25 protein-coding genes are annotated in these 25268 nt (G+C 63.9%); 8 read left to right on the forward strand and 17 right to left on the reverse strand.

Annotated elements, in window-relative coordinates:
• Positions 1-43 precede the first annotated feature (43 nt).
• The 4 genes from metW to argB all read right to left on the reverse strand — a co-directional run bounded on the left by metW (position 44) and on the right by argB (position 3676).
• Entirely contained in the window at positions 44-652 is a 609-nt protein-coding gene (metW, locus tag AWB81_RS19905; protein WP_062638269.1) for a methionine biosynthesis protein MetW, read from the reverse strand.
• Entirely contained in the window at positions 649-1794 is a 1146-nt protein-coding gene (metX, locus tag AWB81_RS19910) for a homoserine O-succinyltransferase MetX (RefSeq protein ID WP_062638270.1), read from the reverse strand. The genes metW and metX overlap by 4 nt, the downstream gene beginning before the upstream one ends.
• Before the next feature lie 192 nt (positions 1795-1986).
• The gene (locus AWB81_RS19915) at positions 1987-2718 is read right to left on the reverse strand and encodes a pyrimidine 5'-nucleotidase (RefSeq protein ID WP_062638271.1); all 732 of its coding nucleotides are present in this window, start codon (positions 2716-2718) and stop codon (positions 1987-1989) included.
• 58 nt (positions 2719-2776) lie between these two features.
• The gene (gene argB / locus AWB81_RS19920; RefSeq protein ID WP_062638272.1) at positions 2777-3676 is read right to left on the reverse strand and encodes an acetylglutamate kinase; all 900 of its coding nucleotides are present in this window, start codon (positions 3674-3676) and stop codon (positions 2777-2779) included.
• 138 nt (positions 3677-3814) lie between these two features.
• Between argB and AWB81_RS19925 the strand changes: the two genes are divergently transcribed.
• Positions 3815-4027, forward strand: coding sequence for a cysteine-rich CWC family protein (locus AWB81_RS19925; protein ID WP_062638273.1), 213 nt, complete (start codon positions 3815-3817; stop codon positions 4025-4027).
• Between the two features lie 45 nt (positions 4028-4072).
• On the opposite strand, the gene AWB81_RS19930 is transcribed toward AWB81_RS19925, so the two are convergent.
• Positions 4073-5650 carry a tetratricopeptide repeat protein gene (locus AWB81_RS19930; protein ID WP_087135073.1) on the reverse strand — a complete coding sequence of 526 codons (1578 nt, stop codon included), beginning with the start codon at positions 5648-5650 and terminating at the stop codon, positions 4073-4075.
• A gap of 232 nt (positions 5651-5882) precedes the next feature.
• Between AWB81_RS19930 and AWB81_RS19935 the strand changes: the two genes are divergently transcribed.
• Entirely contained in the window at positions 5883-7205 is a 1323-nt protein-coding gene (locus AWB81_RS19935) for an ATP-binding protein (protein ID WP_062638303.1), read from the forward strand.
• Complete coding sequence (locus AWB81_RS19940; protein ID WP_062638275.1) at positions 7202-7744, forward strand: response regulator transcription factor; 543 nt, start codon at positions 7202-7204, stop codon at positions 7742-7744. The genes AWB81_RS19935 and AWB81_RS19940 overlap by 4 nt, the downstream gene beginning before the upstream one ends.
• A 48-nt stretch (positions 7745-7792) precedes the next feature.
• Here AWB81_RS19940 and hslU read toward each other — a convergent pair whose 3' ends face one another.
• The 9 genes from hslU to AWB81_RS19985 form a co-directional block, all read right to left on the reverse strand.
• Positions 7793-9139: an ATP-dependent protease ATPase subunit HslU gene (gene hslU / locus AWB81_RS19945; RefSeq protein WP_062638276.1), complete on the reverse strand. Its 1347-nt coding sequence runs from the start codon at positions 9137-9139 to the stop codon at positions 7793-7795.
• A 28-nt stretch (positions 9140-9167) separates the two neighbouring features.
• A complete protein-coding gene (gene hslV, locus AWB81_RS19950; RefSeq protein ID WP_062638277.1) occupies positions 9168-9704 on the reverse strand; it encodes an ATP-dependent protease subunit HslV in 537 nt (178 codons plus the stop codon).
• Between the two features lie 400 nt (positions 9705-10104).
• Positions 10105-10524: an RNA polymerase-binding protein DksA gene (gene dksA, locus AWB81_RS19955; RefSeq protein WP_062638304.1), complete on the reverse strand. Its 420-nt coding sequence runs from the start codon at positions 10522-10524 to the stop codon at positions 10105-10107.
• Positions 10525-11146: 622 nt separating this feature from the next.
• On the reverse strand, positions 11147-12202 hold the full coding sequence (locus AWB81_RS19960; protein ID WP_062638278.1) for a CobW family GTP-binding protein: 1056 nt from the start codon (positions 12200-12202) through the stop codon (positions 11147-11149).
• Between the two features lie 142 nt (positions 12203-12344).
• Entirely contained in the window at positions 12345-13547 is a 1203-nt protein-coding gene (locus tag AWB81_RS19965; RefSeq protein ID WP_062638279.1) for a class I SAM-dependent rRNA methyltransferase, read from the reverse strand.
• A gap of 49 nt (positions 13548-13596) precedes the next feature.
• Positions 13597-14520, reverse strand: a complete 924-nt coding sequence (gene xerC / locus AWB81_RS19970; protein ID WP_062638280.1) for a tyrosine recombinase XerC — start codon at positions 14518-14520, stop codon at positions 13597-13599.
• Positions 14521-14535: 15 nt separating this feature from the next.
• A complete protein-coding gene (locus AWB81_RS19975; RefSeq protein ID WP_062638281.1) occupies positions 14536-15255 on the reverse strand; it encodes a DUF484 family protein in 720 nt (239 codons plus the stop codon).
• A gap of 51 nt (positions 15256-15306) precedes the next feature.
• Entirely contained in the window at positions 15307-16188 is an 882-nt protein-coding gene (gene dapF, locus AWB81_RS19980) for a diaminopimelate epimerase (RefSeq protein WP_062638282.1), read from the reverse strand.
• A gap of 61 nt (positions 16189-16249) precedes the next feature.
• Positions 16250-17134, reverse strand: coding sequence for a lipid A biosynthesis lauroyl acyltransferase (locus AWB81_RS19985; protein WP_062638283.1), 885 nt, complete (start codon positions 17132-17134; stop codon positions 16250-16252).
• Positions 17135-17397: 263 nt separating this feature from the next.
• Between AWB81_RS19985 and metK the strand changes: the two genes are divergently transcribed.
• Positions 17398-18585 (forward strand): methionine adenosyltransferase, encoded by a 1188-nt coding sequence (metK, locus tag AWB81_RS19990; protein ID WP_062638284.1) that lies wholly within the window; start codon positions 17398-17400, stop codon positions 18583-18585.
• Between the two features lie 153 nt (positions 18586-18738).
• Positions 18739-19857 carry an alkene reductase gene (locus AWB81_RS19995; protein ID WP_062638285.1) on the forward strand — a complete coding sequence of 373 codons (1119 nt, stop codon included), beginning with the start codon at positions 18739-18741 and terminating at the stop codon, positions 19855-19857.
• Between the two features lie 9 nt (positions 19858-19866).
• On the opposite strand, the gene AWB81_RS20000 is transcribed toward AWB81_RS19995, so the two are convergent.
• Entirely contained in the window at positions 19867-20226 is a 360-nt protein-coding gene (locus AWB81_RS20000) for a hypothetical protein (protein ID WP_200822524.1), read from the reverse strand.
• 346 nt (positions 20227-20572) lie between these two features.
• Between AWB81_RS20000 and AWB81_RS20005 the strand changes: the two genes are divergently transcribed.
• Entirely contained in the window at positions 20573-21349 is a 777-nt protein-coding gene (locus AWB81_RS20005) for a phytanoyl-CoA dioxygenase family protein (protein ID WP_062638286.1), read from the forward strand.
• 18 nt (positions 21350-21367) lie between these two features.
• On the opposite strand, the gene AWB81_RS20010 is transcribed toward AWB81_RS20005, so the two are convergent.
• Positions 21368-21571 carry a DUF3185 family protein gene (locus tag AWB81_RS20010; RefSeq protein ID WP_062638287.1) on the reverse strand — a complete coding sequence of 68 codons (204 nt, stop codon included), beginning with the start codon at positions 21569-21571 and terminating at the stop codon, positions 21368-21370.
• A gap of 40 nt (positions 21572-21611) precedes the next feature.
• Positions 21612-22427: a mechanosensitive ion channel family protein gene (locus AWB81_RS20015; RefSeq protein ID WP_062638288.1), complete on the reverse strand. Its 816-nt coding sequence runs from the start codon at positions 22425-22427 to the stop codon at positions 21612-21614.
• A gap of 232 nt (positions 22428-22659) precedes the next feature.
• Here AWB81_RS20015 and mgrA point away from each other — a divergent pair, with 232 nt between their 5' ends.
• Together mgrA and AWB81_RS20025 are read left to right on the forward strand one after the other, a co-directional pair.
• A complete protein-coding gene (mgrA, locus tag AWB81_RS20020; protein WP_062638289.1) occupies positions 22660-23703 on the forward strand; it encodes an L-glyceraldehyde 3-phosphate reductase in 1044 nt (347 codons plus the stop codon).
• A 493-nt stretch (positions 23704-24196) separates the two neighbouring features.
• The gene (locus tag AWB81_RS20025) at positions 24197-24967 is read left to right on the forward strand and encodes a ferredoxin--NADP reductase (protein WP_062638290.1); all 771 of its coding nucleotides are present in this window, start codon (positions 24197-24199) and stop codon (positions 24965-24967) included.
• The last annotated feature ends 301 nt before the right edge of the window (positions 24968-25268 follow it).

Here is a 25268-nt window from a genome sequence, read left to right on the forward strand (position 1 = left end):
AATGCGGTTGTCGATGCGTGAATTTGCCGAATCGACGGACGATTCAGCCGCGCTTCACGCGATAGACCGCAAGACTACCACGCCAGTTCGCGCCCCAACGGATCGACTGCCCGCCGTGCAGCACGACGCGATCGAGAATTTCGATGCCGACTTCCGGCGCGAGCGCCTCGAAGTCCTTTATGGTCAGGACACGCACGTTCGGCGTGTTGTGCCACTGATAAGGCAGCGCTTTCGACACCGGCATGCGCCCCTGAATCACCGCCAGCCGATGCGGCCAGTAGCCGAAATTTGGGAACGACACGATGCACTCGCGTCCGACTCGCACGGTTTCGCGGAGGATCGCGGCGGTCTGGTGGATCGTCTGGAGCGTCTGCGAGAGGATCGCGAAGTCGAAGCTGTCGTCTTCGAAGAGGCGCAGGCCGTCTTCCAGGTTCTGCTGGATCACGTTCACGCCTTTTTGCGCGCACGCCAGCACGCCGGCATCGTTGATTTCGATGCCATAGCCATTCACGTCGAGTTCTTCGCCGAGCAGCGACAGGAGCGATCCGTCGCCGCAACCCAGATCGAGGACGGTCGCGCGCGGCTCCACCCAGCGCGCGATCGCGCGGAAGTCGGAGCGCATCGCGAGGTAATCGAGTGTGTTCTGGTTCATGCGCCCACCTCGGCGGCAATGCGTTCGTAATAGGCGCGCAGCAGGTTGTGATAGCGCGCGTCGTCGAGCAGGAAGGCGTCGTGGCCGTGCGGCGCGTCGATTTCCGCGTAGCTCACCGTGCGCTTGTGGTCGAGCAGCGCCTTCACGAGTTCCCGCGAGCGCGCCGGTGCGAATCGCCAGTCGGTCGAGAAACTCGCGATCAGATACTTCGCCTTCGTGTGCGCGAGCGCTTTCGTGAGGTCGCCGTCGAAGGCCTTTGCCGGATCGAAATAGTCGAGTGCCCGCGTGATCAGCAGATACGTGTTGGCGTCGAAGTATTCGGCGAATTTGTCAGCCTGATAGCGCAGGTACGACTCCACTTCGAACTCGACGTCGAAGTTAAAGTTGTACGCGTCGAGCGCGCCTTCGGCCCGGCGCAGCGCACGGCCGAACTTGGTCGCCATGTCGTCGTCGGAGAGATACGTGATGTGGCCGATCATGCGCGCCACGCGCAAGCCGCGGCGCGGCTTCACGCCGTGCGCGTAGTAGTCGCCGCCGTGAAAGTCGGGGTCCGAGAGAATGGCCGAGCGCGCCGTCTCGTTGAACGCGATGTTCTGCGCGGAGAGCTTCGGCGTCGACGCGACCACGATGCAATGGCCGAGCCGCTCCGGATACATCATGCTCCACGCGAGCGCCTGCATGCCGCCGAGGCTGCCGCCCATCACCGCGGCGAAGCGCTCGACGCCGAACCGGTCCGCGACGCGCGCCTGTGCGTGCACCCAGTCCTCGACGGTCACGACCGGAAAGCTCGCGCCGTATGGCTTGCCCGTCGACGGGTCGATGCTCATCGGGCCGGTCGAGCCGAAGCAGGAGCCGAGATTGTTTACGCCGATCACGAAAAAGCGATTGGTGTCGAGCGGCTTGCCCGGGCCGACGAGGTTGTCCCACCAGCCGACGTCCTTCGGGTTGTCGGCGTAGACGCCCGCGACGTGATGCGACGCGTTGAGCGCATGGCAGACGAGCACGGCGTTCGAGCGCGCGGCGTTCAGTTCGCCATACGTTTCGACGACGAGATCGTAGTCGCCGAAACGGCTGCCGTTCTGCATGCCGAGCGGCTCGGAAAAATGCAGTGTCTGGGGAGTGACGATGCCGATCGATTCCATTCATTCCGCCGTAAGTAGAAGGGCGGCTAGACGGTGTCGGCGATGCGCGGGGAGAAAGCGATTGCGCGGCTGACGACCTCTTTAGCCGCATTTATAGTGAACCCGGCGAAGGGTTCGCGCGCCCGCAATCGAGTCAGCAAATCGGCGCGTAGGTAAATCGAGATAGCGAAGAAGTATAGCGGAAAATCGGCTTTAGACGCCCAGAGCGAGTTGGCGCAACGACCGCACCCGCAGATCGACGTAATGCGGACGTCCCGTGCCGGGGCGGCGCATCGACAGCTTGCCGCTCGCGTCGCGCGCATGCGGGAGATGGCCGACGATCCACACCGTGCGAATCTTCAGGCGCTTGTAGCGCTTCAGATGCCCGCGCGTATCCTCGACGAGGATCGCGTCCGACAGGCGCACGTCGGCGCGGCGCATCAGGCGGCGCAGCATTTGCGCGTCGGGCTTCGCGCGCCAGGTCGGTCCGTCGCGCATGTCCTCGATCGCGATCACGCGCTCGAACAGCTTGCCGATGCCGAGTTCCGCGAGCACCGCGCGCGCATAGAGTGTCGGCGCGTTGGTCAGCACGATCTTGCGTCCGGGCAATGCGCGCAGCATCCGCGCGAGTCCGCGTTCGGCGCGCACCATTGACTTCAGGTCGGCGAAGGTGTGCACGGCGCGCAGGAAATCGGCGGGGTCGGTGCCGTGATGCCGCACGAGCCCGAGCAGCGTCGCGCCATAGCGCACCGTGTAGCCGACGCGCAGCCGGTTCGCTTCATCGAGATCGACGTTCAGCGTGTCGATGATGTACTGCGTCATCGCGTTGTTGATCGCCGGGAAGATTTCGTGCGACGCGTGGTGCAGCGTGTTGTCGAGGTCGAAGAGCCAGACGGGACCGCGCTGTTTGACGCGACGCCGCCGCGGAGTGCGAGTGGGTTTCATGCGCGGGGAAGGAAGACGGCGCAGCGTGGGCCGCGCCGGTGATGCAAGGAGAAGGCGCTCAGTGCGAGCGGATCATCGTGCCGAACGGCTGCTCGGTCAGGATTTCGAGCAGCACCGAATGCTCGATGCGCCCGTCGATGATGTGCACCGAACGCACGCCGCTCTTCGCTGCATCGAGCGCCGACGAAATCTTCGGCAGCATGCCGCCGGAGATCGTGCCGTCGGCGAAGAGGGCGTCGATCTCGCGCGCGGAAAGGTCCGTGAGCAGGTTGCCTTCCTTGTCCATCACGCCGGGGATGTTGGTCATCATCACGAGCTTCTCGGCGTTCAGCACGACCGCCAGCTTGCCCGCGACCAGATCCGCGTTGATGTTGTACGAGAGACCGTCTTCGCCGAAGCCGATCGGCGAGATGACCGGAATGAACGCGTCGTCCTGCAGCGCCTTCACGACCGCCGGATTGATCGCCTCGACCTCGCCGACCTGGCCGATATCGATGAACTGGCCCGGATTATCGCGATCCGGCATCTGCAGCTTGCGCGCGTGGATGAGACCGCCGTCCTTGCCGGTCAGGCCGACCGCCTGTCCGCCAAAATGGTTGATCAGCGTGACGATGTCCTGCTGCACCTCGCCGCCGAGCACCCATTCGACGACTTCCATCGTCTCTTCGTCGGTGACACGCATGCCCTGGATGAAGGTGCCCTGCTTGCCGATCTTCTTGAGCGCCTGGTCGATCTGCGGCCCGCCGCCGTGGACGATCACCGGATTGATGCCGACCAGTTTCAGCAGGATCACGTCGCGCGCGAAGCCTTGTTTCAGGCGCTCTTCGGTCATCGCGTTGCCGCCGTACTTGATCACGATCGTCTTGCCGTGGTACTGGCGAATGTAGGGCAGCGCCTCGGCCAGGATTTCGGCTTTCAGGGTCGGCGCGATCTGCGTAAGGTCGGGGAGCTCGGACATGGCGGCAAATGAGGCGAGGAGCGGTTTAAACACGCCGAATTGTACAGGACTGACGCATCGCAGCAGGGCGATTTGCCGCAGCAGTTGCGCGGCCGCGCGGGCGTGGGATGATCGTGATATTTCCGTGACAAATCAACGATGGCTACCGAACCCGTTCGCAAGGAAGATGCCGGCGGCGAGACCTGTTCGCGCTGCGGGGCGGCGTTTCGCTGCGGATCGCTCGCCGGCGACGCCCGATGCTGGTGCGCATCGATGCCCGAACTGCCGCTCGCGCGCCTGAGAAGCGGCGCCGGATGTCTGTGTCCGGCGTGTCTTGCGGAGGAAATCCGGCGCGCGGGATCGGAGGCATAAAAAAACGGCGACCTTGGCAAGGTCGCCGTTTTTGCTGGGCCCGGCTTACTCGGCCAGCTTTTTCGTCGTGCGCCGTTTCGGAGCTGCCGCACTCGCGTGCTTCGTGGCGAGCGCCCTCAGGTCGCGCGTGACGTCGTCCAGCACCGGTTCCCACTGCGCGAAATGCTTCTGCCGATAAAGCGTCGCGGTCGGGTACCACGGGCTGTCGGTGCGCTCCAGTTGCCAGACCCAGTGCGGATTGACGTCGAGCAGCACCCACGTCGGCTTGCCGAGCGCCGCGGACAAATGCGCGACGCTCGTGCACACGGTGATGACGAGGTCGAGCGAATCGATAAAGGCGGCGGTGTCGTCGAACGTGTCGAATTGGGCGGTGTGGTCGGCGATCGCAAAGCCGTATTCCCGCGCGGCAGCGACGTCGTCTTGCGCGCCCTTTTGCAGCGAAAAGAACGCGACGTTCTCGAGCGAGCCGAGCGCCTTCGCATAGCGTTCGATGCTGACACTGCGGAACGGATTGCGTTGATGCGTCGTGCTGCCGCTCCATACGAGGCCGACGCGCAATTGCCTGCCGCCTTGCGCCTCGGCGCGCCACGGCGCGGCGCGCTCTGCGTCGGCGGCGAGATAGGCGCGCTTCGCGGGAATCGATTCCTCGTCGATATTGAAATGCAGCGGCAGGCTCAGGAGCGGGAAGTGGAAATCGTGCTCAGGCAGCTCGGCGTCGTGCGGAATGCATTCGACGCTCTTCGGCGCCATGCGCGTCATCAGCGGATGCAGGCCCTTGAACGTCACCCACACGAGCTTGCCGCCCTGCGCGTGGACCTGCTTCGCAAGCAGGGGCACGAAGCGACAGAACTGCAGGACATCGCCGAAACCCTGCTCGCCCCAAAGGAGCAGCGTCTTGCCGCGCAGCGGCTCGCCGTTCCAGCGCGGGACGCTGAAGCCGGGGTAGGTGCCCGCCAGTTCCGACGATCCGTCCCAGCGCGCCTCGAAGTTCTGCCAGCCACGTGCATAGTTGCGCTGAACCAGGTCCAGCAGCGACAGGTTGAACGGAAACCGCGGTGTCTGCGGCGCGGCCTGGGCGGCGGCGAGGGCGGCGGCGGTGGAGTCTTCCCAGCGTTGAGCTTCCTTCAGCGCGAGACTGTAGTTCGAGTGCGCGAGCGCATTCGACGCATCGATCTGCACGGCGCGCCGGCCGGCCGCGAGCGCATGCTCCAGTTCGAGGCGCTGCGGATACAGGCGCGTCAGGTTGGTCCAGGCCTCGATGTCGTTCGCGTTGCTCGCGACGGCTTCTTCAAGCAGCTTCAGCGTCTCGTCGGCGTGTCCGGTCATTTCCAGCGCGACTGCGAGATTGTTGCGCAGCGTCGGCACGGAAGCGTCGATGGCATATGCGCGCTGATAGAACGGGATGGCTTCGGCGTGATGGCCGCCGCGTTGCAGCGCATAGCCGAGATGCCAGAGCGCGAGCGCGTGCTGCGGCTCGCGCTCGACGAGGTTCGCTGCCAGCGTGATCGCATCCGCGATCGCGCCGCGCTTGAGCATGATGTCGATGAGTTGCAGTCTGGCGTCGACGAGCTCCGGTTGCAGGATCAGCGCTGCGTGCAGCCAGAACGATTGTTCTGCGGCCAATTGTCGCTCGGCGGCGGATTGAGCATTTGCGAGATAGACAGGCAGTACGCGCGCGATAATGTCGTCCTGGGCTGCGGGGGAAGGGTTTCGGCTGGTTTTGGGGCTGCGGGTCATCGTTTTGAAGTTGGCGGCCGGGCCGCGCCAGGTTTTCGAAAATTAACTTTCGATGGTGTGGCAACCTGTAATCTGCAACCACAAGACAATTCCGAAATACACGCAGGATTTCATCGCGATGCATCGAATTACGAACACGGGGCGCGTCAACCTCGGGCATCTGTTCTGGCTGCGCAGCCTGGCGATCATTGGCCAGCTCGTGACGATCGCCGTCGTGCAGGTTTTCTACGGCGCGCATCTGCCGTTGCCCGCGATGCTGCTCGTCATCGGCCTCGAAGTGATCTTCAACGCGCTCACGTGGCTGCGCGTCGCGCGCGCGCGGCCCGAGACCAATCTCGAACTGTTCGGGCAACTATGGGTCGATCTCGGCGCGCTGTCGGCGTTGCTGTTCCTCTCCGGCGGCGCGACGAATCCCTTCGTCACGCTCTACATTCCGTCGCTGGCAATCGCGGCGGCCGTGCTGCCGTGGACGATGATGGCGATCCTCGCGCTCTTCGCCGTGATTTGTTACGCGCTCCTCAGCTATAACTATGTGCCGCTCAACATCGAGAATCCGGCGAACCTCTTCGAGTATTTCCGCATGGGGCTGTGGGTGAACTTCATGGTGAGCGTCGGGCTGATCGGCTGGTTCGTCGCGCGCATGTCGCGCGCGCTGCGCCTGCGCGATGCCGCGCTCGCCGATGCCCAGCAGCGCCTCCTGCGCGACGAGCGCGCGGTCGCGCTCGGCGTTCAGGCCGCGACGGTCGCGCATGAAATCGGCACGCCGCTCTCGACGATCGCGATGCTGAGCGAAGAACTGCGCGATGCCGCTTCGAGCGACACGAACCTCGCGCCCTACGCCGCCGACTTCGAACTGCTTGAACAGCAGATGAGCCTGTGCACGTCCGCGCTCGCGCGGCTGCGCAGCCGCGCGAGCGGACCGTCGAACCGTCAGCCGCTCGACGACTGGCTCGAAAGCTTCGTCGCGCAGTGGCGGCTGCGTCATCCGCATGTGCGCTTCGAGCCCCTCGGCACGACGCCCGCCGATGTTTCGATCGACGACGCCGTCGCGGTCGGCCAGATCCTCACGATTCTGCTGGATAATGCGGCGCGAGCGAGCAAGGATTCGGTGACGCTCGAAACGTCGGTGGCGCGCGATGCCGGCGAGTCGGTCATCCAGTTCGACATCTGCGACCGCGGCCCGGGCATTCCGCCCGCGCTGCGCGGCTCGCTCGGCGCGATGCCTGTCGACAGCACGGAGGGCGGCCACGGCGTCGGGCTCTATCTAGCGTTCACTTCAGCGGCGCGGCTCGGCGGTTCGATTGAGCTCGCGGCGGCCAGTCCGCGCGGCACGCACGCGGTGCTGCGACTGCCGGAGAACGGCGCGTCGACGGCGAATGCGCGCGAAGCAAGGATGCAACAGGGCGGCCACGCGTCCGCCACCATGGAGAAAAAAGCATGAGCGAAACGAACTTTCTGATCATCGATGACGACGAGGTGTTCTCGGGCATTCTCGCGCGCGGACTGACGCGGCGCGGCTATACACCGCACCAGGCGCACAATGCGGATGAGGCGCTGAAGCTCGCGAACTCGCAGAAGTTCAACCAGATCACCGTCGATTTGCATCTGGGTAACGATTCCGGACTGACGCTCGTCGCGCCGCTGCGCGACCTGCAGCCCGACGCGCGCATTCTCGTCCTGACGGGGTACGCGAGCATCGCAACTGCGGTGCAGGCGGTGAAGGATGGTGCGGATAACTATCTTGCGAAGCCGGCGAACGTCGAGACGATCCTGTCGGCGTTGCAGGAAGAGGCGAGCGAGCAGACGGCCGAGGAGGCGATCGAGCATCCGACGCTCCTCTCCGTGGCGCGGCTCGAATGGGAGCATATCCAGCGCGTGCTCGCGGAGAACAACGGCAACATTTCCGCGACGGCGCGCGCGCTGAACATGCATCGACGGACGCTGCAGCGAAAGCTGGCCAAGAAACCGGTGCGGCAATGAAAAAAGGCGGCTCGCTAGAGCCGCCTTGCTGGTTTTTCGAGCGCGCTTTTACAGCACGTAGCGCGACAGGTCTTCGTCGTCAGCCACGTCGCTCAACGCGCGATTGACGTAAGCGGCGTCGATCTTCACCGGCTGGCCCGTGTGATTGCCCGCTGAGAACGACACTTCCTCCAGCAGCTTTTCGATCACCGTATAGAGACGCCGCGCGCCGATATTTTCGGTCTTCTCGTTGACCGAGTATGCGATCTCCGCGAGCCGGCGAATGCCGTCGTCGGCGAAATCGAGCTGGACGTCCTCCGTCGCGAGCAGCGCCTTGTACTGCTTCACGAGACTGGCGTCCGTGGTGTTCAGGATCGATTCGAAGTCGCCGACCGACAGCGAATCCAGTTCGACACGAATCGGGAAGCGGCCCTGCAACTCGGGAATCAGGTCGCTCGGCTTCGCCAGGTGAAACGCGCCGCTCGCGATGAACAGGATGTGATCGGTCTTGATCATCCCGTACTTCGTGTTGATCGTGGTGCCTTCGACGAGCGGCAGCAAATCGCGCTGCACGCCCGCGCGCGAAACTTCGGCGCCGCCTGTTTCGCTGCGCGACGCGATCTTGTCGATTTCGTCGAGGAATACGATACCGTTCTGCTCGACGTTCTGCACTGCCTTCGTCTTCACTTCCTCGTCGTTGAGCAGTTTGCCGGCTTCCTCGTCGGTGAGCAGCTTCAGCGCTTCCCTCACCTTCACCTTGCGGCGCGTCTTCTTGCCGCCGCCGATGTTCGCGAACATCGAGCGGATCTGCTCGGTCATGTCTTCCATGCCCGGCGGCCCCATGATGTCCATGCCAACCTGCGGCTGCTCGACATCGAGCTCGACTTCCTTCTCATCCAGCGCGCCTTCGCGCAGACGCTTGCGGAAAGTCTGGCGCGTGGTGTTGTTGGTGTCGTCGGCGGTTTCGGCCGCCGTCGATGCGCCGAAGCCGACCGTGCGCGCGGGCGGCAGCAGGATGTCGAGGATGCGGTCTTCGGCGCGGTCTTCAGCCTTCGTGCGGACCTTCTTCATCTCCGACTCACGCGTCTGCTTGACCGAGATCTCGATCAGGTCGCGCACTATGCTGTCGACGTCGCGGCCCACATAGCCGACCTCGGTGAACTTGGTCGCTTCGATCTTGATGAACGGCGCGTCGGCGAGCTTGGCCAGACGCCGCGCGATTTCGGTCTTGCCGACACCGGTCGGTCCGATCATCAGGATGTTCTTCGGCGTGATTTCCTGGCGCAGCGGTTCCGCGACCTGCTGACGGCGCCAGCGGTTGCGCAGTGCGACGGCGACCGCTTTCTTCGCGCGGCCCTGGCCGATGATGTGCTTGTCGAGTTCCGAGACGATCTCGGCGGGAGTCATGGTGGTCATCGCTTGGTCCTTTGCCTGGTGTCCGGTCTTACTCGATCGTCTCGATGACGCGATTGTGGTTCGTGTAGATGCACATGTCGCCCGCGATCGAGAGCGATTTCTCGACGATGTCGCGCGGGGACAGGTCGGTGTTTTCCGAGAGCGCCTGCGCCGCGGCCTGAGCGTACGCGCCGCCCGAGCCGATTGCACAGATGCCGTTTTCGGGGTCGAGCACGTCGCCGTTGCCGGTGATGACAAGCGTGGCCTGCGCGTCGGCGGCGATCAGCATGGCTTCCAGCCGGCGCAGCATGCGGTCGGTGCGCCAGTCCTTCGCCAGTTCGACGGCGGCGCGCGTGAGGTTGCCCTGATGCTTTTCCAGCTTGGCTTCGAAGCGGTCGAGCAGGGAGAACGCGTCGGCCGTGCCGCCGGCGAAGCCGACCAGCACCTTGCCGCCATAGATGCGGCGCACCTTCTTGGCGCCGCCCTTCATGACGATGTTGCCGAGCGTCACCTGGCCGTCGCCGCCGAGGGCGACCTTGCCGCCGCGTCGCACGGAGACGATGGTCGTGCCGTGAAATTGTTCCATGTGCGTTCCTTTAGAAAGCGAAGGACGCGGGCGGCTGCGAAAAAGCCGCCTCGCTGTCGAGAATTCGATGGAGTGCACGGCGCGGGGTTCCGCGCATCGTCGCGCTCGTTGGAGTCGCGCCGCGCTCGCGCCCGGACTGCGCGCGTCCAGAGCATTTTAGGGCGGCGCCCCAATAATCAAGTCGGGATTTGCCGGCCGGGAGGCAGAAATCGGGCGCCGGGAACGGCGCGCTGCAGAAGCACGCTGCCAAAACAAAAAGGCACACGTGGAACGTGTGCCTTTCGAAGTGGCGGGCTGCCCCGCGCCGTGCTGGCCGATATCCGCGGAGGCGGCGACTCTCCCGCTGCGGGCGGACCCGCGACGCGTGCCGGCGGATCGCCGGCCGGGCCGGTTCAGCCGGTCAGTCGCCGAACAGCTTCTGGCGCAGTTCGCGGCGCTCCTGCGCCTCGAGCGACAGGGTGGCGGTGGGGCGCGCGATCAGACGGGGAATGCCGATCGGCTCGCCCGTTTCCTCGCACCAGCCGTAATCGCCGGACTCGATCCGCGCGAGCGACTGCTGCACTTTCTTCAGCAGCTTGCGTTCGCGATCGCGCGTGCGCAGTTCGAGGGCATGTTCTTCCTCGATCGTCGCACGGTCCGCCGGGTCCGGCACGATCACCGTTTCCCGCAGGTTTTCGGTCGTCTGCCCGGCATTCTTCAGAATGTCGGCCTGCAGTTGTTCGAGCCGGTTCTTGAAGAAGGCGAGCTGATCCTCGTTCATGTAATCCTTCTCGCTCATCTTCAGGATTTCGGCTTCGGTCAAGAGTCGTTTCGTCGTCATCTGGCTTGCTTCTTCAATGTGGAGCGACTTCTTTCGCGTCGCCCGCACTTCTGCGTTGCCCGCTGACAGCGTCCGGTGCGGATCTCTCGCACGGAAAAACATGCTGTCGTGACGCGTTTCGCGTCGACGCGGGGCCGAACTCCTCTGTAAACCGATTTTGAAGTGCCCGGAAAACGGCCGAAAAGATTTCCGCACGGTTTCCTTCGCACCTCCAACCTCGAACGCGTTGTCTCGAATTAGCTCGGTCTCAGGCTATCCGACACGCGTACGTTCTCGGTGTCTCTTCAGTTTTTTGTGCGGCCCGTGTGGCGGCCTTTACCCGCCACACGGGCCGTTGCCCTGCTTCAGCGGGGCTGTATTGTAACTGAATCGCAATTTCCGAAGATAACCTAGGAAAACCCTGTCAATTACCGCCGGAATCTCAAAAATATAACGCCTGAGACGTCAAAAAGCGACCAACGTTCGTGTGTGGGGTCACAGTTTTCATGCGAAAGCCGCACGAAAAAAACGCCGCGCTCGGTGAAGCGGCGGCGTTTCGTCGGTTGCCGGTCGGTTTCCCGGCGGCTCGCCGGTCAAGAACGGGCCGGATGCGCGTCGGCAAAGGCGCGCATCGGTGCACGGATCACTTGACCAGACAGGCGTTGAGGCCGTCGGTGATCAGGTCCTGCGGCAGTTCGATGCCGATGAACACCATCTTGCTGTTCTTCTTTTCGATCGGCTGCCACTTGCCCGCGAGGTCGCTGCCCATCATCTGGTGCACGCCCTGAAACACGACCTTGCGATCGACACCCTTCATGTACAGCACGCCCTTGTAGCGCAGGAGGCGCTCGCCATAAATCTGCAGAATGCCGCCGAGGAAGTCTTCGAGGCGGTTCGCGTCGAACGGCTTGTCGCTGCGGTAGACGAAGGACTTGATCTTGTCGTCGTGGTGCGCGTGGTGGTGGTGATGCTCGTGGTCGTGGCTGTGATCGTGGCCGCAGGTCGAGTGATCGTGGTCGTCGTGTGCGTGGTCATGCGCGTGATCGTCTTCAGCGAGGAAATCGGGGTCGATTTCCAGCTTCGAATTCAGGTTGAAGCCGCGCAGGTCGAAGATTTCCTTGATGTCCGCCTCGCCGAAATTCACGACGCGGATCGCCGCGCGCGGATTCATGTGCACGAGGCGGTGCTTAAGATCCTCCAGCGCGGCGGCATCGACGAGATCCGACTTCGTGATGAACATGCGATCCGCGAAACCGACCTGGCGCTGCACGACTTCGTGCTCGTCCAGCTGATGATTGCCATGCTTCGCGTCGACGAGCGTAATGATCGCGTCGAGCAGGAATTCGTCCGCGATGGTGTTGTCCATGAAGAACGTCTGGGCGACCGGACCGGGGTTCGCGAGGCCGGTCGTCTCGATCACGACGCGGTCGAAGTCGAGCGTGCCCGCCTTCTTGCGGTTCGCGAGGTCCTCCAGCGCGCGGGCCAGGTCGCCGCGGATCGTGCAGCAGATGCAGCCGTTGCTCATCTGGATGATCTGCTCGTTCGTTTCCTGAACGAGGATTTCGTTGTCGATGTTTTCTTCGCCGAACTCGTTCTCGATCACGGCGATCTTCATGCCGTGCTTCTCGTTCAGGATGCGCTTGAGCAGCGTGGTTTTGCCGCTGCCCAGAAAGCCGGTCAGGATGGTTACTGGGATCATGTCGTCGCCTGTGCTTTGAGGTCGTAGGGGTTAGCGCGCCGCGTTTTCACGCACTGAAAGCGGCGAGTCAGCCGATTATTGGAACATATTTGCCGGGCGGGCGCTTTGGGCGGCCCGCTGCCGAATCAGAAACTATGGCCGCTCAGCCGATTTGCAACAACAGGCCTTTCAGGTATTCGCCTTCCGGAAAAGCCGTGAGCAGCGGGTGATCGACGCCCGCACAAAGGCGCTTGAGGATGCGCGCGTCGATTTTGGCGTCGGCTGCCGCGCCCGCGACGATCTTCTGGAACAACTCGGCGTCGATCGCCCCGGAGCACGAATAGGTGAAGAGCAGGCCGCCCGGGCGCAGCAGCTTGAATCCGGTGAGATTGATGTCCTTGTAGGCGCGCGCGGCGCGGTCCACGTGTTCGCGCGACGGCGCGAATTTCGGTGGATCGAGCACGATCAGGTCGAAGCGCTCGCCTTCGTCGTAGAGACGCCGCAGCGTTTTGAACGCGTCGGCGTCCAGCCACTGGGCGCGCTCCGGGTCGAAACCGTTCGCGAGCACGTTCTGCTGTGCGAGCGCGAGCGCCTCGCCGGACGAATCGATCGACACCACGCGCTTCGCGCGGCCCTTCATCGCCGCCAGCGAAAAGCCGCCGGTGTAGCAGAAGCAGTTCAGCACGTCGCGGTCTCGCGCATGCTCGGCGACGAGCATGCGGTTGTCGCGCTGATCGACGTAGAAGCCCGTCTTGTGGCCGTTCATCACGTCGACGTGGTAGCGCACGCCGCATTCGTTCGCGATGACGGTCGCAGGCGGCGGATCGCCCGCGAGCACGCCGGTAATTTGTTCGAGGCCCTCTTTCTGGCGAATCGACACGTCCGAGCGCTCGTACACATTCGGGCAGCCGGTCGCGCCGGTGAGTGCATCGACGATCGCGCCCTTCCAGGCCTCGACGCCCGTCGCCATGAACTGGCAGACGAGCTGGCCGCGTTGCTGCGCGTCGTCGGCGACGTAGTAATCGACGATCAGGCCGGGCAGGCCGTCCGCCTCGCCGAAAATTAGCCGGGTCGCGCCGGTGTTCTTCACCAGCGCCTGACGATGCGCGATCGCCCGCTGCACGCGGCGCTTGAAGAAGGCATGGTCGATCGGCTCGGCTTCGTCGAAGCTCCAGACGCGCGCGCGGATCTGCGACTGCGGGCTGTACGCGGCGCGGGCGAGAAAGCGGCCGTCGTGTGCGCGGACGGTGACGGTGGCGCCCGGCGCCGGCTTGCCGTCGACACGGTCGATCGCGTTCGCGTAAATCCACGGATGGCGGCGCGCGAGCGACTTGTCCTTCGCCGGTTTGAGCGTGATGGTGTTCATTGATGCCTTGATGGGGCCGCCGGCATGGAATCGGCGCGCCCGGGAAAAATCAGTCGCGTTTCTTGGCGCGCGGATGCGCGGAATCGTAGACGCGAGCGAGGTGCTGGAAATCGAGCGACGTGTAGACCTGCGTCGCGGTGATGTTCGCGTGGCCGAGCAGTTCCTGCACCGCGCGCAGGTCGCCGCTCGACTGCAGCACGTGCGTGGCGAACGAGTGCCGCAACACGTGTGGATGCACGTTCGACGGAATGCCGGCGAGGAGCGCCATGCGCTTCACGCGCTCGCGCACGACGCCCGGCGCCATGCGGTTGCCGCGCACCGACAGGAAGAGCGCATGTGGATCGTGCTTGACGAACTCGCCTCGCACGTCGATCCAGGCACGCAGCGCCTGGATGGCCTTGGCGCCGACCGGCACCGAGCGGCGCTTGCCGCCCTTGCCGAGCACTGTCACCTCGGTGTTCGGCAGATCGAGCCAGCCGACCGAGCGGTGATGCTCCGTCTCGACGTAGTACACGTCGAGATTCACGAGTTCCGCGAGCCGCAAGCCCGACGAATAGAACAATTCGAGGATCGCGTGGTCGCGCAGCGCTTCGGGCGTGCCGGCTTGCGGCGCTTCCATCAGCGCGTTGGCGTCGTCGACGGAAAGTGCCTTTGGCAACGTCTTCGCGCGTTTCGGCGCCCGCACGGTCGCGACGGGATTCGCGGCCATTTCGACGCGTTCCGAGAGCCAGCGGTAAAACGCGCGCCACGCCGAGAGCCGGTGGGCGATCGAGCGCGCCGAGAGGCCACCGGCGTGCGCGCGCGATACGGCGCCGCGCATGTCCGTCGCGGTGAGCGTTTCGAGCGCGCGGCCGTTCGCGAGTTTCTGCAGTTCGTCGAGTTCGTGGGTGTAGCCGCGCAGCGTGTGCTCCGACAGCCGCCGCTCGTGTTCGAGTATCGACAGATAGGCGGCGATCGGGTCGGCGGCGTTCATCGCGCTTGGTTCGCTTCAGTGCGGCAAGAGGCGGCTCAACGCCGCGCTCGCGAGTGCCGCGATCTGCGTGAGGAAGTCGGTTGCCATGCCGTCGTGGAAGCGGCGCGGGTCGGGCGAACCCATCACGAGCAGGCCGAACGCGGGCGCGTCCGGTCCGGCGAGCGGGTCGCGCAACGCGAGCAGCGCGATCGATTCGGTGGCGTTCGCGGCATCCACGACGCCATCGGTCGTCGCCGACGCCACCGAAACCGAGCTCGCCGACGTCAGCCATTGCGCCGCCTCGAAGCCGGTATTCGCGCCGCAATAGGGCGTCGAAAGGCTGGCGGTGAACAACCGCACTTCTTCTCCGACATGGCGCGCGAAATCGGCCTGCGAATAAGGCTCAGCGACGTCCCACACGCGCAGCGCGGCCTGCGGCATGTCGAAGATTTCGCACAGGCCCGCGCTGATGGTTTTCGGCAGCGCGTGCGGATCGCGCTCGGCGATCACGCGGATCGTCCAGCGGTTGAACTTCGACGCGATGCTGTCGTTCTCGTGCCCGTAGCGCAGCAGTTCGGCGAGCCGGCGTTCGAGCTGCTTGTTCTTGTCGCGCAGCATTTCCATCTGGCGTTCCTGCAGCGACACCGCCGCCTTCCCGTGCGGATTCGAAAGCCGGATGGTGCCGAGCAGTTCAGCGTGCTCGGCGAAGAAATCGGGGTTGTCGAGCAGATAATCGGCGACTTCGCGTTCGTTCATGGTTTCGGACTTGTTCAGGCGGATTCAGGCTGAGTGGCGCTCAAAGGGCGGTCATTGCACATCGGCGAGATCGATCTCGCCTTCGAAGACGGTTGTCGCGGGCCCGGCCATCAAAAGCGGCGCCGATTCGTCCGACGCGCCGGCCCAGGTGATCGTGAGCGTGCCGCCGTGCGTTTCGACGCGCACCGGCGAGTCGAGCAGGCCGCGCCGGATGCCCGCCGCGACCGCCGCGCAGGCGCCCGTGCCGCACGCGAGCGTTTCGCCCGCGCCGCGCTCGTAGACGCGCAGCTTCACCGAATGCCGGTCGACGATCTGCATGAATCCCGCGTTCACCTTGTTCGGAAAGCGCGCGTGCTTTTCGACGAGCGGGCCTTCGGCCAGCACCGGATAAGCCTCGACATCGTCGACGACCTGCACCGCGTGCGGATTGCCCATCGACACCGCCGAAATCCAGCGCCTTCCGCCTTCAAGGCCGTCGAGGTCGAGCGGCCAGAGCGTGTCGGCGCCTTCGCGGCGGCCTTCGAGCCCTTTCGAATCGAACGGCACGCGCCGCGGATCGAACACCGGCTGGCCCATGTCGACGACGACTTCGCCGTTTTCCAGCATCGTCAGGGTGATGACGCCGTGCTGCACCTGCACGCGCACGCTCGACGCGCCCGTGAGCCCGCGATCGCGCACGAACTTCACGAAGCAGCGCGCGCCGTTGCCGCAATGTTCGACCTCGCCGCCGTCGCAATTGAAGATGCGGTATTTGAAGTCGACGCCGTCGATGGTCGGCTTCTCGACAAGCAGCAACTGGTCCGCGCCGACGCCGAAATGCCGGTTCGCGAGCGCGCGCACCTGCGCCGCGCTTAGATTCAGCGGTTTCGTGTAGCCGTCGAGCACGACGAAGTCGTTGCCCGCGCCGTGCATCTTGGTGAATTTGAGTTTCATGGCCGCTATTGTATGTGAGCGGGGCGTCGCGCACCGCTGGCCGGATGGCTAACGCCTGGCGTTAATAGAAGCCCGGGCCGCCCGGCGGACGCGTCTTGAAGCGCTTGTGGACCCAGTAATACTGCTCGGGAATGCGCGGAATCTGCTTTTCGATGAATTCGTTCATGCGACGCGCGTCGGCCACATCGTCGCCGGTCGGATAATTTTCCCAAGGTTTGAAGATCTTCAGCCGATAACCCTTGTAGCCGGGCAGCACCTCGCCGATGAACGGCACGACCTGCGCGTGACCCGCCTTCGCGAGCCGTCCGACGGCCGTCAGCGTGCACGCCGGGATGCCGAAAAACGGCACGAACGCCGAATTGCGCATGCCGTAGTCCATGTCGGCGCCGAGCATCACGGGCTTGCGATCGCGCAGCCAGCGCAGCACGACGCGCGCGCTGTCGGCGCGGCTCGCCATGTCGGCGCCGAAACGCGCGCGCTGCGCCTTCGCGAGTTCCTCGATCTGCGGGTTCGAGAACGGCTGATAGAGCGAACCGCATTGCCGGTGCAGCGAATAGTTCAGGAAGATCGAGCCCGCTTCGATGCCGACGAAGTGCAGCCCGAGAAAGAGCGTCGGCGGCAGGTCGGGGTCGGCCAGGTCGACCGCGCTGTCGATCTGAATCAGCTTTTCGAGCTTTTTCGCCGATCCGAACCACTGGACGCTGCGTTCGACGTAGCTCCGGATCGCGTGCCGGAAGTGCAGCTGGGCGACTTCCTCGCGACGCTCGGGCGTCCAGTCGGGGAAGCACAGCGAGAGATTGGTATGGACAACGCGCTTTCTGCTGCTCGGAATCTGGTAGAGCAGCCAGCCAAGGCCGTCGCCGAAACGGGCGGTGATGCCGTAGGGCAGAATCGCGAGAAACTTCAGGAAGCCGACCGCGAGCGCAATCCCGATGCGGCCTAGCATGACGGGCTCCGGCGAGGGGACGGCCGGTCGGAGCGGGACGAAAATGTAAGAGGGGCGAATAGCGACAAGCGTTCGGCTCTGTGACAAAGGACGGAAAACGCTATAATAAAACCTTCGCCGAGTTAATGGACAACTTGCGGGGCGAAGCCGGACGGTGCCGAAAGGTGCTGTCGGAATCAGTAATCCGCTAAAGCGTCGCCGCTTCAGACTCCAAAGAAGTCGGCTACGTGAGCAAACTAACCGTACTTAATGGAGTCTGAAGCGTGTCAAACGATTACCTGTTTACCTCCGAATCCGTATCCGAAGGCCACCCGGACAAGGTCGCCGATCAAATCTCCGACGCCATCCTCGATGCCATCCTGGCTCAGGACAAGTATTCGCGCGTCGCGGCCGAAACCTTGTGCAACACCGGTCTCGTCGTCCTCGCGGGCGAAATCACGACCACGGCCAACGTCGACTACATCCAGATCGCGCGCGAAACCATCAAGCGCATCGGCTACGACAACACCGACTACGGCATCGACTACCGCGGCTGCGCGGTGCTCGTCGCTTACGACAAGCAGTCGCCGGACATCGCGCAGGGCGTGAACACCGCCCACGACGACAACCTCGACCAGGGCGCCGGCGACCAGGGCCTGATGTTCGGCTACGCCTGCGACGAAACGCCCGAACTCATGCCGCTGCCGATCCACCTGTCGCACCGTCTGGTCGAGCGTCAGGCGAACCTGCGTCGTGACGGCCGCCTGCCGTGGCTGCGCCCGGACGCGAAGTCGCAAGTCACCGTGCGTTACGTCGACGGCAAGGCGCATTCCATCGACACCGTCGTGCTCTCCACGCAGCACGCGCCGGAGATGGAACTCACGCAACTGCGCGAGGCGGTGATCGAGGAAATCATCAAGCCGACGCTGCCGGCCGAACTCATCAAGGGCGACATCAAGTTCCTGGTGAACCCGACCGGTCGTTTCGTGATCGGCGGTCCGCAAGGCGATTGCGGCCTGACGGGCCGCAAGATCATCGTCGACACCTACGGCGGCGCGGCGCCCCACGGAGGTGGCGCGTTCTCGGGCAAGGACCCGTCGAAGGTCGACCGCTCGGCGGCCTACGCCGGCCGTTATGTCGCGAAGAACATCGTCGCGGCGGGGCTCGCTTCGCGCGCGCTCATCCAGGTGTCGTACGCCATCGGCGTGGCGCGCCCGACTTCGGTGATGGTCAATACGTTCGGCACCGGCCGCGTGTCGGACGCGGAGATCACGAAGCTCGTGCTCGAGCACTTCGACCTGCGTCCGAAGGGCATCATCCAGATGCTCGACCTGCTGCGTCCGATCTATGAAAAAACCGCGGCTTACGGCCACTTCGGCCGCGAAGAGCCGGAATTCTCGTGGGAATTCACGGACAAGGCGCTCGCGCTGGCGGAAGCCGCTGGCACGGAACCGGTGGTTCAAGTCGCTTAAAGCTCTGTCGGCGCCTTTGCGCTGCACGAAAAACCCGGCAAGTCTGCCGGGTTTTTTTTCGCCCGTCGCCCGGATGCGGCCCTTCGAAGCACTTCCGACGATGCGGTGCATTTCTTGCGCCTGCGTGATCAGCATCGACCGGAGGGAACGCACATGCCGCTGGAAAAACTGTTGTCGCCGATCAGGGTCGGCGCGCTCGAATTGCCGAATCGCGTGGTGATGGCGCCGCTCACGCGCAACCGTGCGTCACAGCCGGGCGACGTGCCTGCCGAAATGAACGCGCGCTACTACGCGCAGCGCGCGGGCGCGGGCCTGATCGTGACGGAAGCCACGCAAATCTCGAAACAGGGACAAGGCTACTGGGGCGCACCCGGCATCTATTCCGATGCGCAGGAAGCCGGCTGGAAAGCGGTCGCCGGTGCGGTGCACGCCAAGCAGGGACGCATCGCGCTGCAGTTGTGGCACGTCGGGCGCGTATCGCACCGGCTCGCGCAAGCGGACGGCGGCCAGCCGGTCGCGCCGTCCGCGATCCGCGCGGAAAACACGCAGGTGTTCGTGAAGAGGGAAGACGGTTCGCTCGGCTTCATCGACGTAGACGAGCCGCGTTCGCTCGACACGGACGAGTTGCCGGGCATCGTCCTGCAATACGTCGATGCGACCAACCGGGCGAAGCGCGCCGGTTTCGACATGGTCGAGGTGCATGCGGCAAACGGCTATCTGCTACAGCAGTTCATGTCGACGAACACGAACCGGCGCACCGACGAATACGGCGGCAGCGTAAAAAACCGGGTGCGGCTGACGGTCGAGGTGCTGGAGGCCGTGGCGGGCGTGATGGGCGCGGATCGCGTGGGAATTCGCATCTCGCCGAACTTCGTCGGGTTCGACCTGAAGGACACGGAGAGCGAAGCGTCGTCGGTCTATCTCGCGAAGGAACTGAAGCGCATCGGTATCGCGTACCTGCATGTCGCCGAGCCGGACTGGGCGGGCGGCGAGCCGCTGTCGCATGATTTCCGCCGCGCGCTTCGCGATGCATACGACGGCGCGATCATCGCGTGCGGCGAATATACGGTGGAGGAAGCGGAGATGCGTATCGAAAGCGGCGAGGCGGACGCCGTGGCATTCGGCCGCGCGTTTCTGGCGAATCCGGATCTCGTCGAGCGTTTCAGGCGCGGCGCGCAGCTCAACGAGCCGATCGAGGCGACTTTCTACGGCGGCGGCGAGGAAGGCTACACCGATTATCCGACGCTCGACGAACTCGAACGCCGGACCTGACGCTGACGCTCAGAAAGCCGCGAACGCGAACCAGCCGGCGCTGCTCGGTGCCAGCCGGCGCGGACGACGGCTCGTCTGCGCGGCGGCCTTGGCCTTGCGAACCGGCGCGCGCAACTGTGCCGGACGGCGCAGCAGCGCCTTCAGCGAAACGCGCCGCGACGCCGCGCGCACGCGCAGCGTGAGGAAGAATCCGCGAAACCAGGAGCGAATGCCGTCGACGGGATGCACGAACTTCAACTGCTCGGTGACGGCCTGCGTTCGGGCGGAGTGATGACGCAGCGCGCGGACGACTCCGCGTCGCGCGGGACGCGCCGCACGGGCGGCGACGCGGGTAACGCGGGTGAGACTCGAGGCGAATCGGTTGGTCATGGCTCTATATGCGTCGGTTGAGCGGCGAAGTGTCGCGCTTCAACTCGACGATAGTCGTCTCAAAAAAGTCGTTCAATTGTTCGGTGAGAGTTCGAGCGCGCGGTGGCATCGAAAGTTGCACCGATTTGATGCGCGAAGATTACAAGACTATTGTGACCCCGGTAAGTACGCGTTTTCCCTGCGTTTTTATGAAAGAAGCGCTTCATACACGACGTTTTGAACTCCAAACTTTCCGCAGCGAAAAGCTCGAAAGCGTCTGCGGATTTACAATTGTGAATTCGCCCCTAATTTGCCGTCAGCGTCCGTCGACGCGAAACCGCAAGCGCGCTTTACATGTGAGCTGGAAATGTCTGAGCAATCGTCGTTGAAGTCGAAGAAGGAACAGGTCCGCCAGCTGCGCGAGACCGGCTATGTGATCGTTCCGGGGCTCGTGCCGCCGGCGCGCCGCGAGGCGCTGCTCGCGCTCGCCCGCCGGCAACTCGCCGAAGCCGCGCCTCCGGCCGAGTTCGAAGCCGATTTGAAATATCCGGGCGCGCCGGAATCGAAAGACGCGCCGGGCGGCCACACGGTGCGCCGACTGCTCGACGCCTACGTGCGTGATCCGCTCTTCGCCGACACCGCGACGTCGCCGGAAATTCGCGGCTGGATGGAGTTGTATTTCGGCGAGGAGTCGTTCCTTTCGCGCGCGCACCACAACTGCCTGATGACCAAGCATCCCGCGTACGGCAGCCTGACGGGCTGGCATCGCGATGTGCGCTACTGGGCGTTCGAACGCGACGATCTGGTGTCGGCGTGGATTGCGCTCGGCAAAGAGACGATTGAAAACGGCGCGCTCTGGTTCGTGCCGGGGTCTCACAAGCTTCCATTCACCTCGGAGCGCTTCGACGAAGCCAAGTTTTTCCGCTCCGACATCCCCGAGAACGAAGCACTGATCCGCACCGCCGTGTCGCCGGAACTGAAGGCGGGCGATGTCGTGTTCTTTCACTGCAACACGCTGCACTCGGCCGGCAAGAATCTCACCGATCAGGTGAAGTTCTCGCTCGTCTACACCTATCGCGGGGCGAGCAACGCGCCGCTGCCCGGCACGCGCTCGGCGGCCAAGCCGGAAGTGGCGCTGGCCTGAACCCTTTCGCCTCGGACTTTAGCGCCGGGAAGGAATCGTCAGGCCGATCAGCCCGACGAGCGTCGCGACCACGCCGCCTGCGATCAGCCAGATCGTTTTGTTGGTCGGCGAGCCGGTGAAAAAGCGCGCGACGTCGTTGCTGAGCGAATGAAACGACGTGCCGCCAAAGTAAAGCAGCACGATGCCGCCGACCAGGAGAACAGCGGAAATCGCCTTGAGCATGGGTTCCTCTTTCTGAGATGGACGAAGGCGCGAGAGATTACTAGGCGTTCGCGGGCGCGTCCAGTCTCGGTTCCGGCTCGGGCTTCGTCAGCGGCTGGATCTGCCGCAGCAGGTCGGCCTGGACGCTCGCGTGATCACTCGCTCGCGTCCACACGCCCACGTTCATCTTGACGCCGGTATCCGTGTAATCCGTTACCGCGATCCACGGCTTGGCCGGCACGTCGCCGATGCGCGGGTCGCTCGCCACCAGCTTTTGCAACTGTTCGAGCGCGTGCTCGACGCTCTGCGCGTGCGGCACGTGGAACGTCAGCACGACGCGACGCCGGTCGTTCGCGCTGAAGTTCGTCACCGGATTCGCCCAGATCGTGCTGTTCGGCACGAACATGATGACGCCGTCGGCTTTGGTGAGGCGCGTCGTGAACAAGCCGATTTCGTTCACCGTGCCGGCCGTGGTGCCGATGCCCTCGATGTAGTCGCCCACGCGGAACGGCCGCAAGAGCAGGAGCATCAGGCCCGCCGCGATGTTCTGCAGCGTGCCTTGCAGCGCGAGGCCGATGGCGAGGCCGGCGGCGCCGAGCACGGTCAGGATGCTCGCGGCCGCGATGCCGAACTTTCCGAGCGCGGCAACGATCGCGATGACGCGGATCGCCCAGAGCGCGAGGCTCGCGAGCACGGGCGTGAGCGTGGCGTCGGCGTTGGTGCGGCCGAGCGCGCGCCTCAGCGTATTCGCGACGCGGTTCGAGATCCACCAGCCGATCACGACGATCAGCAGCGCCATCAGGATATCGAAACCGTATTTGAGGCTAGCTGTCAGCAGCAGGTCGTAGGCGGGGCGAAGTTTCTGGATTGGGTCCATCGGTGATGCTCCTTGCTTGAAGATTTGCATTGGGCTTCGGGCGCTCGGGTTCGTTCCCCTTGCCCGCGCGGATCGGCTATCCGGCCGGTCTCACGGCCGGTCTCGAATAGCGGGACGCCGCCGCGCGGTCTGCGTCGTGCGGCGCAATTGGCTACCATGGCAGGCTGCGCGCTCGGGCAATGTCCGCAGCGGCGCTTTCGTCATCCGTTTAAATCGATCGAGGAAATCCGTCATGGCTTATGAAGCAGCTTCCGAACGCTATTCGCAGATGGCTTACCGCACCTGCGGCAAGAGCGGCTTGAAGTTGCCGGCGTTGTCGCTGGGGCTCTGGCACAACTTCGGCGACAGCACGCCGATTTCCACGCAGCGCGACATCCTGCGCACGGCTTTCGATCTCGGCATCACGCACTTCGATCTCGCAAACAACTACGGCCCGCCGTACGGCAGCGCGGAGACCAACTTCGGGCGACTGTTCAAGGACGATTTCCGGCCGTATCGCGACGAACTGCTGATTTCGTCGAAGGCGGGCTGGGACATGTGGCCGGGCCCGTACGGACAGGGCGGCGGCTCGCGCAAGTACGTGCTCGCGAGCCTCGACCAGAGCCTGAAGCGCATGGGACTCGACTACGTCGACATCTTCTACTCGCATCGCTTCGACGCTGACACGCCGCTCGAGGAAACCGCCGGCGCGCTCGCGACCGCCGTGCACTCGGGCAAGGCGCTGTATGTTGGCATTTCGTCGTATTCGCCGGGCAAGACGCACGAAATGGCGCAGCTGCTCGCCGAGCACAAGGTGCCGCTTTTGATCCACCAGCCGTCGTACAACATGCTCAATCGCTGGATTGAGGAAGAATTGCTCGACACGCTCGACGACATCGGCGCGGGCAGCATCGCGTTCACGCCGCTCGCGCAGGGACTGCTCACCAGCAAATACCTGAACGGCATTCCGCAGGACGCGCGCGTCAACAAGCCGGGAGGCGGATCGCTGAAGGAAGAGCACCTGAGCGCCGAGAACATCGAACACGTGCGCAAGCTGAACGAACTCGCCGAGCGACGCGGCCAGAGTCTCGCGCAGATGGCCCTTGCCTGGGCGCTGCGCGGCGGCCGGGTGACTTCGGTGCTGATCGGCGCGAGCCGCGCGGAACAGGTTCGGGAGAACGTCGGCGCGCTGAAGAATCTCGACTTCACCAGCGACGAACTCGCACAGATCGACCAGCATGCGCGCGAGGGCGGCATCAATCTGTGGGAAAAGCCTTCGACGGATCAGCGCATTTGAGCCGGTGAGCGGCGGCTGGCGCTTCGCGCGCCAGCCTGACGCCAGCAGGGACATTCCTGGTTGCACTTGTTGAGAATTGTTATTATGCAGGCTCGGCGCGTTTTCCCATTCGCGGCCGGGCTGGCATCGTCATAGCGCGTTGTCTGCGTACGATGGCCTGCGCCTCCACGCCACACCGGCCGCAGGGCATTGCGCCACGTCAAAATGCGCGTCGCGCTAAAATAGCGGATTCCGCCGGGCTGCGGATCGGGCGGACGTCGGCAAATGAGCCGCACGAAAGCCGAATGCGAACCCAAACATGGGCGCATGCATATGGCGCATGAGCGTTCGTAATAATCGCAAAATGCGCTGAATTGCACTGAATTTGCATCGAAATTGCGCGGGGCAGCCCGATCGACGGCCTTTGGCGGCGGTCGTGTCGCGCAGCGCATCGTTCCTGGTCTGCACGGCCGCGTGCCGCTGACGCCACCGTTTTCGCACTATCCACGAAGCCATGAGCAACCTTAATTCTCAAACCGTCCTGAGCGTCCATCACTGGACCGATTCGCTTTTCAGCTTTACCTGCACTCGCGATGCGTCGTTCCGTTTCGAAAACGGCCAGTTCACGATGGTCGGCCTGGAAGTCGACGGCAAGCCGCTTTTGCGTGCCTACAGCCTCGCGAGCGCCAACTACGAAGAGCATCTCGAATTCCTGAGCATCAAGGTTCAGGACGGCCCGCTCACGTCGCGGCTGCAGCATCTGAAAGTGGGCGACTCGGTGCTGATCGGCAAGAAGCCGACCGGCACGCTCGTCGCCGACAACCTGCTGCCCGGCAAGACGCTGTGGCTGCTCTCGACCGGCACGGGCCTGGCGCCCTTCATGTCGATCATCAAGGACCCGGACGTCTATAACCGGTTCGACAAGATCGTGCTGACGCACACTTGCCGTTTCGTCGACGAACTCGCGTACAAGGACTTCATCACGGAGCACTTGCCGGCGCACGAGCATCTGGGCGACCTGATCCAGGAAAAGCTGGTCTATTACCCGACCGTGACGCGCGAGGAGTTCGCGAACCGCGGTCGCATCACCGACCTGATCGAAACGAAGAAGCTCTTCGCCGACCTCGACGTCGCGCCGTTCTCGAAGGAAAACGACCGCGTGATGCTCTGCGGCAGCCCGCACATGCTGCGCGACACGCGCGTGCTGCTCGACGAAATGGGCTTCGATGAAGGCAGCAACAACCATCCGGGACACTACGTCGTGGAGAAGGCATTCGTCGGCTGATCTTGCTGCTGAATGTGGATTCGAAAAACCGGAGCCGAGTGCTCCGGTTTTTTTCGCCCGTCGAACGGCGATGGAATCGATGCGGTTACAACTCCCGCTCGATCAAGACGTCGCGTGTAAGTGTTTTTCTGACACGCAAGAACGACAAAATGTTGTGAAATTGCATTAAGTTTGGGCGTGCAATCCTTGTCGTGTATGGATTTTAAATATTTTTAAGATATGATCCGCGAACGTGAAAGCGGATCTCGGGCAAGGGCGCCCAGTCCGCCCCCCTTGTTACAGAGTGTAAATTTCGTTACGT

Origin of the sequence: Caballeronia arationis (assembly GCF_001544975.2) — a bacterium.
GTDB lineage: Bacteria > Pseudomonadota > Gammaproteobacteria > Burkholderiales > Burkholderiaceae > Caballeronia > Caballeronia arationis.